This is a genomic window from Flavobacterium sp. 2755 (genome assembly GCF_031455715.1).
Classification (GTDB): Bacteria; Bacteroidota; Bacteroidia; order Flavobacteriales; family Flavobacteriaceae; genus Flavobacterium.
Genome location: NZ_JAVDTG010000003.1, coordinates 530,781 through 546,294, shown reverse-complemented (window position 1 = coordinate 546,294; position 15,514 = coordinate 530,781). Strand labels below are relative to the sequence as shown.

Annotated in this window: 16 protein-coding genes; 7 read left to right on the top strand and 9 right to left on the bottom strand. The window is 34.1% G+C overall.

What is annotated here, in order from left to right:
* Positions 1 to 68 precede the first annotated feature (68 nt).
* The gene (gene yajC / locus J2Y38_RS09700) at positions 69 to 344 is read left to right on the top strand and encodes a preprotein translocase subunit YajC (protein ID WP_053471036.1); all 276 of its coding nucleotides are present in this window, start codon (positions 69 to 71) and stop codon (positions 342 to 344) included.
* Between the two features lie 514 nt (positions 345 to 858).
* On the opposite strand, the gene J2Y38_RS09695 is transcribed toward yajC, so the two are convergent.
* The 6 genes from J2Y38_RS09695 to J2Y38_RS09670 form a co-directional block, all read right to left on the bottom strand.
* Complete coding sequence (locus tag J2Y38_RS09695; RefSeq protein ID WP_409025138.1) at positions 859 to 1,419, bottom strand: YdeI/OmpD-associated family protein; 561 nt, start codon at positions 1,417 to 1,419, stop codon at positions 859 to 861.
* A gap of 27 nt (positions 1,420 to 1,446) precedes the next feature.
* Positions 1,447 to 2,724 (bottom strand): peptidase T, encoded by a 1,278-nt coding sequence (gene pepT / locus J2Y38_RS09690; protein ID WP_309841702.1) that lies wholly within the window; start codon positions 2,722 to 2,724, stop codon positions 1,447 to 1,449.
* Positions 2,725 to 2,844: 120 nt separating this feature from the next.
* Positions 2,845 to 3,987: a formylglycine-generating enzyme family protein gene (locus J2Y38_RS09685; protein ID WP_309841700.1), complete on the bottom strand. Its 1,143-nt coding sequence runs from the start codon at positions 3,985 to 3,987 to the stop codon at positions 2,845 to 2,847.
* 110 nt (positions 3,988 to 4,097) lie between these two features.
* Positions 4,098 to 5,066, bottom strand: coding sequence for a DUF6515 family protein (locus J2Y38_RS09680; RefSeq protein ID WP_309841699.1), 969 nt, complete (start codon positions 5,064 to 5,066; stop codon positions 4,098 to 4,100).
* Between the two features lie 68 nt (positions 5,067 to 5,134).
* On the bottom strand, positions 5,135 to 6,355 hold the full coding sequence (locus tag J2Y38_RS09675) for a porin (RefSeq protein ID WP_309841697.1): 1,221 nt from the start codon (positions 6,353 to 6,355) through the stop codon (positions 5,135 to 5,137).
* A gap of 23 nt (positions 6,356 to 6,378) precedes the next feature.
* Positions 6,379 to 6,975, bottom strand: a complete 597-nt coding sequence (locus tag J2Y38_RS09670; RefSeq protein ID WP_309841695.1) for a hypothetical protein — start codon at positions 6,973 to 6,975, stop codon at positions 6,379 to 6,381.
* Between the two features lie 213 nt (positions 6,976 to 7,188).
* On the opposite strand from J2Y38_RS09670, the gene J2Y38_RS09665 reads away from it, so the two are divergent.
* Positions 7,189 to 8,223 carry a quinone-dependent dihydroorotate dehydrogenase gene (locus tag J2Y38_RS09665; RefSeq protein ID WP_309841692.1) on the top strand — a complete coding sequence of 345 codons (1,035 nt, stop codon included), beginning with the start codon at positions 7,189 to 7,191 and terminating at the stop codon, positions 8,221 to 8,223.
* Here the strand turns inward: J2Y38_RS09665 and J2Y38_RS09660 are convergent.
* Together J2Y38_RS09660 and J2Y38_RS09655 are read right to left on the bottom strand one after the other, a co-directional pair.
* Positions 8,209 to 8,925: a DUF3307 domain-containing protein gene (locus tag J2Y38_RS09660; protein ID WP_309841691.1), complete on the bottom strand. Its 717-nt coding sequence runs from the start codon at positions 8,923 to 8,925 to the stop codon at positions 8,209 to 8,211. The two genes, J2Y38_RS09665 and J2Y38_RS09660, sit on opposite strands and share 15 nt — an antisense overlap.
* Positions 8,922 to 9,536: a SatD family protein gene (locus tag J2Y38_RS09655; RefSeq protein WP_309841689.1), complete on the bottom strand. Its 615-nt coding sequence runs from the start codon at positions 9,534 to 9,536 to the stop codon at positions 8,922 to 8,924. Before J2Y38_RS09655 ends, J2Y38_RS09660 begins: the two co-directional genes overlap by 4 nt.
* Positions 9,537 to 9,854: 318 nt before the next feature.
* On the opposite strand from J2Y38_RS09655, the gene J2Y38_RS09650 reads away from it, so the two are divergent.
* The 5 genes from J2Y38_RS09650 (at position 9,855) to guaB (ending at position 14,838) form a co-directional block, all read left to right on the top strand.
* Positions 9,855 to 10,721 carry a hydroxymethylglutaryl-CoA lyase gene (locus J2Y38_RS09650; protein WP_053471029.1) on the top strand — a complete coding sequence of 289 codons (867 nt, stop codon included), beginning with the start codon at positions 9,855 to 9,857 and terminating at the stop codon, positions 10,719 to 10,721.
* Positions 10,722 to 10,735: 14 nt separating this feature from the next.
* Entirely contained in the window at positions 10,736 to 11,068 is a 333-nt protein-coding gene (locus tag J2Y38_RS09645; protein ID WP_309841686.1) for a hypothetical protein, read from the top strand.
* Between the two features lie 143 nt (positions 11,069 to 11,211).
* Positions 11,212 to 11,763, top strand: coding sequence for a hypothetical protein (locus J2Y38_RS09640; protein WP_309841684.1), 552 nt, complete (start codon positions 11,212 to 11,214; stop codon positions 11,761 to 11,763).
* The gene (locus tag J2Y38_RS09635; RefSeq protein ID WP_309841682.1) at positions 11,760 to 13,157 is read left to right on the top strand and encodes a DUF5723 family protein; all 1,398 of its coding nucleotides are present in this window, start codon (positions 11,760 to 11,762) and stop codon (positions 13,155 to 13,157) included. The genes J2Y38_RS09640 and J2Y38_RS09635 overlap by 4 nt, the downstream gene beginning before the upstream one ends.
* Before the next feature lie 208 nt (positions 13,158 to 13,365).
* Complete coding sequence (guaB, locus tag J2Y38_RS09630; protein WP_309841679.1) at positions 13,366 to 14,838, top strand: IMP dehydrogenase; 1,473 nt, start codon at positions 13,366 to 13,368, stop codon at positions 14,836 to 14,838.
* Between the two features lie 62 nt (positions 14,839 to 14,900).
* Here the strand turns inward: guaB and J2Y38_RS09625 are convergent, their stop codons facing one another.
* On the bottom strand, positions 14,901 to 15,404 hold the full coding sequence (locus tag J2Y38_RS09625; RefSeq protein ID WP_309841677.1) for a hypothetical protein: 504 nt from the start codon (positions 15,402 to 15,404) through the stop codon (positions 14,901 to 14,903).
* Positions 15,405 to 15,514 lie beyond the last annotated feature (110 nt).

Sequence of the window (15,514 nt, the reverse complement as noted above, 5' to 3'; positions counted from 1 at the left end):
TGGACGAAGTCGAAGAGCCAGTCCAAAAATAAAATATTAATAATAAATCAAAAAACAGAATTTAAATTATGGGACAATTAACTCAATTTGCGCCATTTCTATTAATGTTTGTGGTAATCTATTTCTTCATGATCAGACCACAGCAAAAAAGAGCAAAAAACGAAAAAGAATTTGAAAGCAGCCTAAAAGTAGGTGATAAAATAGTTACTAAAAGTGGTTTCCACGGTAAAATTGCTGAATTAGCAGAAACTACTGTAGTAATCGAAACTATGTCAGGAAAATTAAAATTAGAGCGTTCTGCTATTTCTTTAGAATTAAGCGCTGCTTTGAATAAAAAGGCTTAAGCTTTTTTAATTAAAATATTTAAAATCCCAAATTCCAAATGGAGTTTGGGATTTTTTTTGTTTATGCTAAACGTCTGGAATGTCTTTGCGAGGAACGAAGCAATCTCACGATCTTTATCGCAAATGCTTAGACGCATTGCATACCCCGCAATCTTGTCATTCCGAGGAACGAGGAATCTTCGCAAGAAACTCTACAAAGATTGAGGATATAGATTGTCGAGCCACTTACGAAGATTCCTCGTTCCTCGGAATGACAAAAACATGAATTATTGTATTGAATACTTCATAGTAGAAGGGATAACGCAATTTTGTCATTTCGACCGAAGGGAGAAATCGCACAAGAAACTCCGCAAAGTTTGTCGTCAATCTTTGTCAATTCACCTAGTGCGGTTGCTTCGTTCCTCGCAATGACAATACTTTGTGTAAAGAAAAAGACCTTTGTCAAAGTTTTAAACTTTGACAAAGGTCTTATATAGCTTGGAATTTGGAATTTAAAAAATTGGAATTTTAAATTTTACCTGTATTTATCATTCAACCCAACATTCGCCAAAATCATCGGAATCACTTTTTCAATTCTCGAAAGTTTTGTTTTTTCCTGTTTCGCAGTTTCAATATATTCCAGAAACTCGTATTGTTTATAAGGGCTAAACTTTTCAAAAGCTGCTGCCAAAGCTGGATTTTTAATCATTTCTGCATTAAGAAGTTCAGAAACTATGGCTTCTTTTTTTGAAGGTTTAATGATTTTTCCCTGTTTTTCATTTTCAATAGCTTCTAAGATATATTCTAAAATTTCTTTTTCGTTTATTTCTTCTTTTGAAGTAAAACGCCATTGACGCAAGGATTTTGTAATTTCTTCTTGTGCATTGATAAGTTTCTTTTTATCATCTTTCAGGAAAACACCATTAAAAAACCAAATCGCAAAATAATCTTTAAAACCTCCTAAACCAATGACATTTTTTTTCTCATAAACATAAACCGGACCGCCCCATTTTGTGGTTTCTGTCAGTTCGGTTTTGTCAATAATAGCTTTTAGGAGAAGCAATTCTTCTTCCCATTGACCGCTATATTTCCACATGCCTTTATTTTCAGAAGCTGGTTCCAATTATTTTTTCGCTTTAGGTTTTTCTTTTGAATCAAAAATTCCCGGAATTGCTGTAAGTTCAGCAATTTTTACAATAACATCAGTCGCTTTTTGAATACTTTCTGCAGGAACATATTCGTATTTTCCGTGAAAGTTATGACCGCCTGCAAAAATATTCGGACAAGGTAATCCCATATAGGATAATTGAGATCCGTCTGTACCGCCGCGAATAGGTTTAATGATAGGTTTGATGTTTAATTCACGCATTGCTTTCTCGGCAATATCAACAATATGTTTTACCGGAAGTACTTTTTCTTTCATATTGTAATACTGATCTTTAATTTCAGTAGTTACAATATCTTCACCAAATTGTTTCGCAAATTTCTTATTGATTTTTTTGGCAATTTTTCCAATTAAATCTTTACGTTTTTCAAATTTGCTTTTATTATGATCGCGGATAATTAATTCTAAAACGGTTTCTTCAATACTTCCCGTTAAATGGTGAACATGGAAAAAGCCTTCGTAACCTTTTGTTTCCTGAGGTGTTTCACCTTTTGGAAGTTCATTGATAAAATCATTAGCAATCAACATTGAGTTGATCATTTTTCCTTTTGCATAACCAGGGTGAACGCTTTTTCCTTTAAAAGTAATTTTAGCTCCGGCAGCATTAAAATTTTCATATTCTAATTCACCAATCTGGCTTCCGTCCATGGTGTAAGCCCATTGAGCACCAAATTTTTCAACATCAAAATGATGCGCACCGCGTCCAATTTCTTCATCGGGAGTAAAACCAATTCTAATTTTCCCGTGTTTAATTTCCGGATGCTGGATTAAGTATTCCATTGCCGAAACAATTTCGGTAATTCCGGCTTTATCATCGGCACCTAACAAAGTTGTTCCGTCGGTTGTAATGATTGTCTGCCCTTTATATTGCAATAAATCTTTAAAGTAGTTTGGAGAAAGAATGATGTTTTTCTCTGCATTCAAAACAATATCTTTTCCGTCGTAATTCTCTACAATCTGAGGTTTTACATTTGCTCCGCTAAAGTCTGGCGAAGTATCAAAGTGAGAAACAAATCCAATTGTTGGAACTTCATGATCCACATTACTTGGCAAAGTTGCCATAATGTAAGCCTTGTCATCTATTGTAACATCTGTTAAACCAATTGTTTTTAGTTCTTCAACTAATTTATTGGCAAGATTCCATTGTTTTTCTGTACTTGGGGTTGTTTTTGAATTCGGATCTGATTCTGTATCAATTGTTACATAACTGATAAAACGATCTATGATATGTTGCATTTCTTTTTATTTTTAGCAAATATAGACATTTTTTTTAGCAGGTAAATTTGCGGTTTATCTTCAAAAATAAAAAAAGGATTCTGTTTTCGAGAATCCTTTTTTATGGTAATTTTTTATCTTTTAAATACTTTTCACACATCTAAAACCAAGATGATTAGCTGCAGATCTAATTTCGCCTTTCCCTCTGGTTCCCACCATATATCTGGTACAATATTGATCTGTACATAAAAAAGATCCGCCGCGGTGCACTCTTTTTATCTGCGTTGGATCGTTAGGATCATTATAAGCATCCGGCCCTTGTGGATTTTTAGCTGTTTTTCCGCTTTCGCTTAATGTTTTATAATAATCAACACTGTACCAGTCATTTGTCCATTCCCATACATTTCCTGCAACATCATATAATCCGTAAGCATTTGGAGCAAATTGTGCGACAGGAGCAATGCCTTTAAAACCATCTTCTCCAGTATCACCATCTTTAATTGGGAAATGTCCCTGATAGATATTAGCCTGAAATTTTCCGTTTGGTTTCAGTGTGTTTCCCCAAGCGTAAATTTCTCCCGTTTTTCCGCCTCTGGCTGCAAATTCCCATTCAGCTTCTGTTGGAAGTCTTTTTCCTGCCCATTTTGCATAAGCTGCAGCATCTTCATAAGTAATATGAACAACAGGGTATTTTTCTTTTCCTTTTATAGAACTTTGAGGCCCAAGTGGATGTTTCCAGTCCGTTCCGCCAACGTAAGACCACCATTGCAGAAAATTATTCAAATTTACTGCTGATGTCGTAGGTGTAAATATTACAGAACCTGTAATTAAATCTTCTTCGGCAGCGGTTGGAAATTCTTCTTTAGTTGGCTTTTGTTCTGCAACTGTAATGTATCCCGTAGCTTTTACAAATTTTTCATATTCTTCGTTTGTCACTTCGGTTTTATCCATATAATAGCCGTCAACATACACACGATGAATAGGAGCAGCATCTTTTGTAACGCCAGATAAACTGCATAAACTTTCATCTGCAACATTGCTTCCCATTGAAAATTCGCCGCCCGGAATCCAAACCATTCCTTCCGGGGCTTTTCCTGCTGGTTTATTTTTATTTTCAATTGTAGGTTTAAATGCCGATGGTTCTGACGTATTTGGAGTTTCATGACAATCTAAAGCCGCTTCTGTTACTTTGGGTTTAGGCGTAATTAATTTGGTTACACCGTAAGTAATTGAAATTATGGAGATTGTAAGAATAGCAAAAATCCAAAAAGTTTTATTTTTCATTGTGATGGTTTTTTAAGCTGTATTGGTTGTCAATAAGTTGAATCAAAAGTATGAAAATAACTTTTAAAGTTATATTAGTTTGATAGAATTAATAAAATAATTGTATTTTGTTATTTATCTTGTTCAACCAAAACTACTTCATATTTATCTTTTCCGTCAACTTTTACAGGTTGATAGTAAGTTTCACCAAACTTAACATATTTTACATCGCCAATGGTAACTTCTTCACCACCTTCTGGTAAATTGTCAACAACCGTTCCTGCTGTTGGCGGTACAACTTTGTACGTACTGCCGTCCTTTTCATAATACGTTCCTCCGTAATAATAATTGTTGACCGTTCCTGTATTAACAGTTTGCGCTCCACTCGGAATATTGTTTACAGTTCCTCCAACTGGTGCAGGAACAGCAGTATAACCTCCATTTGAAGGTGCATACCAAACTCCCTGATCATAATGATATTGCGTACTTTCAACACTTACAACTATCGCAGTTACGGCTAAAGTGGCAACAAAAAATCCCCACGGATGCCAAACCGGACCATAATAAAAGGGTCTGTAAGGATGAAAGTAATACGGATTGTAAGCATGATATCTGTAACCGCCATATACATAAGGAGGACGAGCGTACACAACAGTATTTCGTCTAACAACAGTATTTCGGTTATTATTTATTGTGATGTCCCTGCTTCTGTCAACGTTTCTGGTATTACCGCTTATATTGGTATTTCTATTACCGGAGTTTCGTATGTTGTTATTAGAATTTCGGTTAGAATTATTAGTTCTGTTACTAATTTTTGTGTTCGAACCATTATTGGGTCTGGTAACTTTAGTTCCTGAACCATTTGAACCCGGCCTTGTTACCGCAGGTTTATTTACAGAAGGTCTGTTTACTGCTGGTCGTGACTGATTAGCCGGTCTGTTTACCGATGGTCTTGTATGAGTTCCTCCACTAGGTCTGTGAACGCCGCCGCCACCGCCGCCTACACGACGTTGTGCTATGCTGTCAATAGAAATCAAAAAAAACGATCCAGCCAGACATATTGTTACTGCTTTTCTTATTGTTTTGTTTATATTTTTCATTTTCAGTATTTTAAGTCAGATAAAGTTATTAAAAAAATGAATTTATATTAAAAAAAGAAGTAAGAATTTTACAATGAAATATCCCATTGTATCCTAAATCTCCATCCGGCTTCAAGAGGAAGTGTTTTATCCTGAAAGCTGAAATAAGTCACTTCTGAAGTCAATTTATTTTTGTGTCCTTTAAAAAACCAGTTAAAAGCAATAGTGGTTTCATCTTGTCGGTTTTGCCTAATAGTATTATCAGGTCTGTAAGCGGCGTGCCTTCCTGCCATTTCTAAATGTTTGGGCCACCATTCAAAAGCATTATGAAAAAAATATCCCGCCTGAACATAGTAGCCTTTTAATGTTGTTTCGTCATCATTGTTTAATTTATCGATGATTTTTTTGGTATGCATTTCGCTCTGCCAGGAAAAACCCCGATACATAAATGCGGTTTCTAAATTCCATTGGTTCACCCTGTATTGTCCTGGCGCACCATCTTCATATCCTTCTAAATATCCTCCGCCAGATTGTGAAAATCGGGTGTAAGGGCTTCGGTTTGTTAAACCTGAAAAGGCAATAATTGGAGTTAATTTTTCATGAAATTCCAGATCACTTCCTTCAAAATCAAGAAACCTTCCTAAAAAATTCCATTGTGCTCTTCCGAAATACATCAAATTATTATCGTCGTTAGAAGTATTTCCCCGACCAGTTCCCGTTAGAGCTGCGGCCCAATAATTAAAATCGGCAATGCCTTTTCCTTTTAAATGACCGTAAATTTCAACTCCCATTTGCCTGTCTACAGTAAAGGGACGATTGATTAAGGAACGATCAACGGTTTGCTGTTCGCCGCTGCTAATGAAACGTTCTCTTGTAAATTCTACTTTCCATTGTCCGGCTTTAAAACTAAGCCATTCCCATTTCTCCACCATAATTCTAAAATCTAATAAATTAGACTGGCTGAGTTCATATTCCCAATAATAATTTAACCAAGGCTCAAAAGCGTGACCACCTACTTTGAGTCTCGCGCGGTTAATTTTGAAAGTAGTTTTTTTATCCTGACTGTAATCGTCATAAGTCAAAGGATCTGTATCATTTGGTGTAGAAAACCGAAACTGAAGCCGGCTTTGCAGTTGAAAAAGAAATTTATTGTCATTGGTACGAAGTTCAATTCCTTTATCGCCGTACCGAAAGTTAAGCAGTTTTGTGGTGTCTTTTTCTTGCTGAGAAAATCCTTTAAAACCAATCAATAAGATAAAAACTAAAAATAGATTTTTCGAAATACGATTTGTTTTTTTTGCACTGTACATAAGTTCAAATGGGTTGTGTAAAATTATTTTCCTCCAAAGTTTCTTGCAATTCCTAAACCAATTCCCCAGCTGTCATAGGCATTCCATTTGAGATCATAACTTAATGTTCCAAAAACTTCCCAATTTTTTGAAAGTTCATAGGTGTATTCTGTACCAACTCTCGTTAAGAAATAGTTTTCTTCTTTTGCAAATTCTCCTCCAAAACCTAAAAGAAAACTCCAATGCTCGTTTGGTTTATAAATTCCCATTAAGGCAGGAGCAACAGGATAACTTCGTTCTACAGTTTCATTGTCTTCATCGTTTGCGTAAACTTTCTCAACTTTGAATTTTTCAATTACAAAATCTGTATGAAGACCAATTGCCCATTTTTCATGAAACTGAAAAGTATAATCAATTCCCCATGCAGGAAGACTTAAAACTTCACGATTTCCTTCATCATCCCTTCCTTCAAAAACATGTACATGATTTATTGAAATTCCTATTTGATGATGCGGACTAAAAGATTTTTCTTCACTTTCCTGAGCTGTAATTTTAGTACAGCCAGTCAAATAAAATAGTATTACAGTAAAAACTATTTCTGTAAGATGATAATTGAAGCTTGTTTTCCTTTCATTTTGCATAATTTCTAATTCTTGAAATGAAAAATTTATAACAAGATTTTTTGTAATTCATTCAAAATTAAAGAATAAATAAGCCGGTGAAGGGTATTAAAAGGTTTGAAATTGTTTCATTTTATAACTTGCAACCTCTTATTAATTTGTTTTTTGTAAAACAGTACCTTTTTAAACTATAATATTTAAATTTGCAGCCAAAATAACAACAACACAACTCTTATGTATAAATTGATAATTCGCCCAATACTTTTTTGGTTTGATCCGGAAGAAGTGCACTACTTTACTTTTTCATTTGTAAAATTCATTTCAAAAATCCCTGGAGTTTCGGCAATTATAAGATCAATTTATGAAGTAAAAGATACTCGATTAGAAAGAGAAGTTTTCGGAATTAAATTCAAAAATCCGGTGGGACTTGCGGCAGGATTTGATAAAGATGCGAAGTTGTACAAAGAGCTTTCTGATTTTGGTTTTGGTTTTATCGAAATAGGAACCGTAACTCCGGTGGGTCAGGAAGGAAACCCTAAAAAACGTTTATTTCGTTTAAAAGAAGATCAGGCGATTATTAACCGAATGGGATTTAATAATGGCGGAGTTCTGGAAGCGGTAGAGCGTTTGAAAAAGAATTCGGGCGTTTTAATTGGAGGAAACATCGGAAAAAATAAAGTGACACCAAACGAAAATGCGGTTGACGATTATATCATTTGTTTTGATGCACTTTTTGACCATGTAGATTATTTTGTAGTAAACGTAAGTTCGCCAAATACGCCAAATTTAAGAGCATTACAGGACAAAGAGCCTTTAACAGCTTTATTACAAACGTTACAAAATAGAAATGTCGAAAAGCAAAAAACAAGCACTCAAAAAGTAAAACCAATTTTATTAAAAATTGCTCCAGACCTTACAGATGAGCAATTATTAGATATTATTGATATTGTGAAAACTACACAGATTGCGGGTGTAATTGCAACAAATACGACTATTTCAAGAGACGGACTTCAATCTCAAAACCAATCAGAAATCGGAGGTTTGTCCGGGAAACCATTAACGAAACGTTCTACAGAAGTAATTCGTTTTCTTTCGGAAAAAAGCAATAAAGCATTCCCAATTATTGGAGTAGGAGGAATTCACTCTGCCGATGATGCCATCGAAAAATTAAATGCAGGAGCAAGTTTAGTGCAGTTATACACCGGTTTTATTTATGAAGGACCAGCGTTGATAAAAGCAATCAATAAAAAAGTTTTAAGGCAATTGTAAAAGAAGCGCCTGAACAAGTATTCCGGCAAGAATTGCAATTCCGAAACTGATTAATGTGCCAATTAAAACATATTCGGTTAGTTTTCTGTCTTTGGCTTCTTTTAAATCTCCAAATCTAAAAATAGATTTTGCAGCCAATAAAAATCCAATTGCTTCAAAATGTCCGGTTAAGATAAATCCGAACACAAATAAGCGTTCTAAAATACCAATATAATTTCCGGCAGCTATCAGTGAGTTATCCTGATGGCTGTTTTCGTTTTCGGGAGCCCAGATCGAAATAATAGTTTTGATGAAAATAGAAGTTGGTTTCGTCAATAGTAATACTCCGGTAATCAAAATCCAGAATGTATTATCCTGCCAAAAATAAATAATGCCTTTATTTTGATATAAAAGTACCACGCCTATTAAAACCAAAGCATGCGCAATTTGATCTGCAATAAACCAAGTACGTTTTGTTTTCTCTCTCTGAAAATTGAGTTTGATTAAATCGATTATCCCATGTGCAACTGCAATTAAAACCGCATACGGAATAAAACTTATTTCCCAAGCCAAAATCGCGGCTAAAACTCCGTGTAATAAAACATGAATATATAAGTAAATACTTTTGTGTTTTTTACTCTCTTTATCGGTAACCCAGGAATTAGGCTGCCAGATAAAATCGCCTAATAAATGGGCCAAAAACAGTTTTATAAATAAAATCATGGGGCTGTAAGTTGTTTTATTTGTGTTCTAAAATAACGATCTAAATTCATAACCAAATCAAACTGAGCGCGTTTTTGTCTTCGGCTTACTGCAGCTTGATTAATACCTAATTTTTGTCCCAATTCTTCCTGCGAAAGGCTTGGGTTTTCTATTGCCTTTGCAACAAATTCTGCCGATTGTACCAGCCAGTTATCCATAAAAGTCAAAGCAAGCTGAATCATTAAGTTCATTTTTTCATCAAAATTAATATCGCCTGTTCGCAATGCTAAAGTCACTTTTTGTTTTTTTAAAGTCTCAAAAAGCTCCCCCGAATTGATAAATGCCGTTCCGTTACTTTCTGAAATTTTTTCAGCATTATGCGTTTTATTTCCAAAACCAATACTCATTCGCGCATCAGATTTTATGGTTCGTAAATGTGCTTTTACCAAAATCGCAGTCAACAAAGCATCTTCGGGATTTTTAACTTCAATTTGAAATTCGTCACCACGGTACACTTCCCATTCGCTTGGTGTTTTGCCAAGCGGAGCCAGGATTTTTTTTAAATCTTCGACCCAATGCTGCGATTCCTGCTGTCTTGAACCAATTATGTCACCTGTAATTACACTAGTCATAATCAAATATAATTAAAAAATAATAAAAATTCTATTACAAATATAAGTAATAAATTTAATTATTACACTTTTTGGTAATATTTTAAAATATTACGTTTTTATGTAATAATAATAGTTATTATGATATAGCGTAATAAAGAAAGTTACACTTATATGTAACTTACAAGAAACTATCCAGCATTAAAATTTAAATGACCTTATATAACTTATATGGTTTTAAAAAAAAAGCCCGATAAGGTTAAAATAAATAATTCGCAAAGAGTTAATTTTTATTTCTTTAAAAAAGAAGCTAACTTAGCTTTTACAAAAGAATAAGCTTTGAATAAAGAGATCAAGATTATCGAATGCCCACGAGATGCCATGCAGGGTATCAAAACCTTTATTCCAACAAAAAATAAAGTAACTTATATACAAGCTTTGCTTCGTGTAGGGTTTGATACAATCGATTTTGGAAGTTTTGTTTCTCCAAAAGCAATTCCGCAAATGCAAGATACTGCCGAGGTTTTGGCACAATTAGATTTGTCGCAAACAACCAGTAAATTACTGTCGATAATTGCCAATACACAAGGCGCAGCTCAGGCTGCAGAACATGAAGCTATTCAATATTTAGGATTTCCTTTCTCGATATCTGAAAATTTTCAGATGCGTAATACGCATAAAACAATCGCCGAATCTTTAATTACTTTGGAAGAAATTTTGGAAATCGCCGATAAAAAAAATAAAGAAGTTGTAACCTATCTTTCAATGGGATTTGGAAACCCGTATGGAGATCCGTGGAATGTTGAAATTGTTGCCGAATGGACAGAAAAACTAGCTGGAATGGGCGTTAAAATTTTATCGCTTTCAGATACAGTTGGAAGTTCTACACCAGATGTTATTACGTATTTGTTTTCAAATTTAATTCCCAAATATCCTGAAATCGAATTTGGAGCGCACCTGCATACTACGCCAGACAGCTGGTTTGAAAAAATCGATGCAGCATCAAAAGCCGGATGCATACGTTTTGACGGAGCAATTCAGGGATTTGGAGGCTGCCCAATGGCGACTGATAAATTGACTGGAAACATGCCGACAGAAAAATTGATTTCGTATTTTACTGCCAATAAAAAAATAACCGGACTTAATTCTCTAAGTTTTGAAAGTGCTTATAATGAAGCATCTAAATTATTTGGAAAATTTCATTAAAAAATGATGAAATTATGAGTGATTTTAAACTTTGGTTAGAGTTTGAAGAAGTAAATCCAGATAATTGGCAGATCAATAATGATTTTTGCAATATAAATGTTGAGTTAGCTGATGGCAGGAAATATGGAATGAATGTTTGGACTTATGAATTTCTGAAAACAGCAGTAGAATATGATAAAACGAACGGAAATAATCTCGAAGGTTTATATGTAATTCCGCCTGATTTATTTGTAAAGGAATTAACTAGAAGTTGTATAGAAAAAACAATTGAAGATTTATTAAAAACTGACAATCTGGAAGTCATATTAAACTCAAGCATAGTAATTAAGAATAATATTAAATTATAATCTGCACTTAATTCTTTAAGTTTTGAAAGTGCTTATAATGAAGCATCTAAATTATTTGGAAAATTTCATTGAAAAAATAATGTAAAATAAGTAATATCTGACAAGAAAAGGCGTTTTTATTTATCTTTAATTAAAATTAAAAAATGAAACGAAATCTTTTAAATAGAATCTCTATAACACTCTTTTCTGCAGTTTTATTACTCTCTTGTTCAAGTGATTTAGACTTTGACCAAATCGATGATTTTGTACTTGAACCTGTTTTTGTAGCAAATCTAGCTTACTTTGATGTTTCTGCTGACGAAATCGATGATAATGGATCAGGACAGCAAATACCGCCTGATGTTGAAGATTTTGATATTTTTAAAAAGAAATTTTTCACTGATAATCTGGCAAAAGCCGAACTTAATTTCGAAATCGAAAATACAATAAACAGAGCTTTTGAAATTGAATTGCAGTTTATAGATGGTGATAACCAGGTATTAGAAACTATTGATTTAGCTGTTCCAACCTACACAGGAGGCTCAAATATCATAAAATATCCAACAGAGGTTTTTGAAGGAGAACAGTTGAATTTATTAAAAAAGACCATGAAAATAGGTTTTATAGTAACAACCGTAACAGGATCTGGATCGGGAGATATTACAGGTAATTTAAAATTCAAATCAGGTGCAACCGTTTATATGAAAATAAAATGAGACAAGCACTTTTAATTTTGATACTGATGCTGCAGCTCTTTTGTTATTCTCAAAATAAACAAGTGTTGTACAATTTTACTTCGATTCCGCAGTCATTGCTTGTAAATCCTGGTGCCGATGTTTCGTATAAATACTATTTTGGCGTGCCGCTTTTGTCCGGAGTTTCGGCAAATATTGGTTCGAGCAGTTTTTCTGCCTATGATTTATTTGCTGATAATGGTGTAGATTTTAATGATAAAGTCCGAAATATTATCAATAAATCATCCCCAAATGATAAAACTCAGGTAAACCAACAGTTAGAAATTTTTTCCGGCGGATTTAGAGTAGGAGGCCAGGATAGCCAATCGTATATTTCGTTTGGTGCTTATCAGGAATTTGATTTTTTAATGTATTTTCCAAAAGATCTCGCCATTTTAGGCGTAGACGGAAATCAAAATCATATTGGAAAATCATTCAATTTAGCCGATTTAAATTTACGTGCCGAAGTGCTTTCTGTTTTCCATGTCGGATTTCATAAAAAGATAAACAAAAAACTGGTTTTAGGCGGACGAGCAAAAATTTATTCAAGCGGTGCCAATGCAACTTCGACTAAAAATTCAGGATATATTTACACCGGACAAGGAACGGGAACAAATTTGTATACCCAAATAATCGAATCAAACTTAGAACTTAAAACTTCGGGCATCGGAAAATTTACAAAAGATGAATATGAAGGAAGTATTCCGGGTGATATTGCACACAATACTTTTCTCAATGGAAGTTTAGGTTTGGGATTTGATGCTGGTATTACATATAATATTAAAGAAAATCTGCAGCTTACGGCAAGTATCCTTGATGTTGGTTTTATAAAACATACTAAAGATATTGAGACGTTAAGGTATAAAGGAACGTACAGATACGATGGAGTAAATCCAAATTTTGATGCTGTAAATGAACCGGAAAATATTTTTGATGAATTTGATGCCGCCATTCCGCGCGATACGTCTTATGCTAAATATACAACCTGGCGACCGGTAAAATTTAATTCTTCCATTCAATATTCATTTGGAGAATCCAGGTATGACGGAGAGTGTAATTGTAAAGTTGAAAACGAAAGAAAATATTTAAACGCAGTCGGCGCACAATTATTTTTAATGACAATGCCTGAAACACCGTACGTTGCTTTAACGGCTTTTTATCAACGCAGTATTTTTGAAAAGCTAGATGCGAAAATAACTTATACATTCGATCCGTATTCGAATAAAAATATTGGTTTGGGGCTTTCCGGAACTCTCGGAAAATTTAATATTTACGCTCTATTCGATAATGTTTTAGAATATAAAGATGTCACAAAAGCGCATAGTCTTGCGTTTCAATTTGGCTTAAACTTCATTTTTCAAGATAAAAAAGAATAGGTTTTTCACCATATAAATGATATAAGTTTCATTTAATTTTACTGTCTGTTCAAGAGAAATTAGAACATATCTTAAATTTTCTTATATCACTTATATGGTTCAAATAATTGCAGGAACTTTCCTGTAAACTTAAATTTATGAATAAGTTAGTATTTAAGTTAGCAATTTATTCACTATATTTGCACGCAATTCAACTAGAAATTGCACCATGATAGCACACAACTCCAAGATTATCGGCGAAGGTTTAACTTACGACGATGTATTATTAGTACCTAACTACTCGAATGTGCTTCCCCGCGAAGTGAGTATCAAATCAAAATTTTCAAGAAACATAACATTAAACGTTCCAATCGTATCTGCTGCTATGGATACAGTGACCGAAAGTGCAATGGCAATCGCTATGGCACAAGAAGGCGGAATTGGAGTTTTACATAAAAACATGACAATCGAGCAGCAAGCTGCGAAGGTTAGAAAAGTAAAGCGCGCTGAAGCAGGAATGATTATCGATCCGGTAACATTACCAATGAATTCAACTATTGCAGACGCTAAAAACGCCATGAGAGAATTCGGAATTGGCGGTATTCCAATCGTTGACGAAAACAGAATCCTTAAAGGAATTGTTACCAATCGTGACTTACGTTTCGAAAAAAATGGAGCAAGACCAATCGTTGAAGTAATGACAAGTGCAAACTTAGTTACTGTTGCCGAAGGAACTTCACTAGAACAAGCCGAAGTAGTTTTACAAGGCCATAAAATCGAAAAATTACCAGTTGTAAACGCTAAAAACGAATTAGTTGGTTTAATTACGTTTAGAGATATTACAAAACTGACTCAAAAACCAATCGCTAACAAAGATACTTTTGGTCGTTTGAGAGTTGCCGCTGCAATTGGCGTTACCGGAGATGCAGTTTTAAGAGCTGAGGCTTTAGTTGCTGCCGGTGTAGACGCTATTATTATCGATACAGCACACGGACATACTGAAGGTGTGGTAAATGTATTGAAAGAAGTAAAATCAAAATTCCCTCAAATAGATGTAGTGGTTGGAAACATTGCAACGCCGGAAGCTGCTAAATATTTAGTAGAAAATGGCGCTGATGGTGTAAAAGTAGGAATCGGACCTGGTTCTATCTGTACGACACGTATCGTTGCAGGTGTTGGTTTCCCTCAGTTCTCAGCAGTTTTAGAAGTTGCTGCGGCTATTAAAGGAACTGGAGTTCCGGTTATTGCTGATGGTGGAATTCGTTATACTGGAGATATTCCTAAAGCAATCGCTGCAGGTGCTGACTGTGTAATGTTAGGGTCATTATTAGCAGGAACAAAAGAATCTCCGGGTGAGACTATTATTTTTGAAGGAAGAAAATTCAAATCATACCGCGGAATGGGTTCTGTTGAAGCAATGCAGACTGGTTCAAAAGATCGTTATTTCCAGGATGTTGAAGACGACGTTAAAAAATTAGTTCCGGAAGGAATTGTTGGTCGTGTTCCTTACAAAGGTGAATTAAACGAAAGTATGCTTCAGTTTATTGGAGGTCTTCGTGCCGGAATGGGATATTGTGGTTCAAAAGATATTCCAACTTTACAAGAATCTGGACGTTTTGTTAGAATCACGTCAAGCGGAATCACTGAAAGTCACCCTCATAACGTAACTATTACAAAAGAAGCTCCAAATTATTCTAGATAATTTTTAGTTTTTCAAATATTAAAAAAAGGCGTAAGAGTTTGATTCTTATGCCTTTTTTAATTTCAATTGATAATTGAAATTCCGTTATTCAATTCATCAATAATATTTTGATTTTGTTCCAATGCTTCGGCTTGAGCGCTATATTGCAATTGTATCGAACCGCCTTTTCCGTTGTAAATAAAACCTTGATATTTGTATAAATAATCATTGTAATCTAACTCACAATCAAAGTAATTTACTTCAATATTATTTATCTTTTTCTTGTAAATTTTTAGGTTTTTAATTTTTCCAAACTCTTTGTACTGTTCTTCAATAGTACTTTTGAGTTTTTTATCAGGTATAAAATGATCGTATTCAATAAAATAAGCACTTATCAAATTATATCTATCATGAAATTCAACATCCCAATTTTGTGACTCAGGATTTTTTATCCAATGTTCAGGATTGTATTTTATCTCGTAAATATTTTTTCGACTAGTATAAGTTTCTGATTTCGAAGTGTTTTTGGTTTGTCCTATCGCGAAAAAGCTTGATAGTAAAAATAGTAAGATTAATTTTTTAGACATTTTGTATGTAAGGATTGGAAGGTTGTATTTATAAAACTAAAATAGCAAATAAAAACAAGCTGATATAAACTAAAAAGATATTTAAACATTATGTTTTCTTTTAAATAATA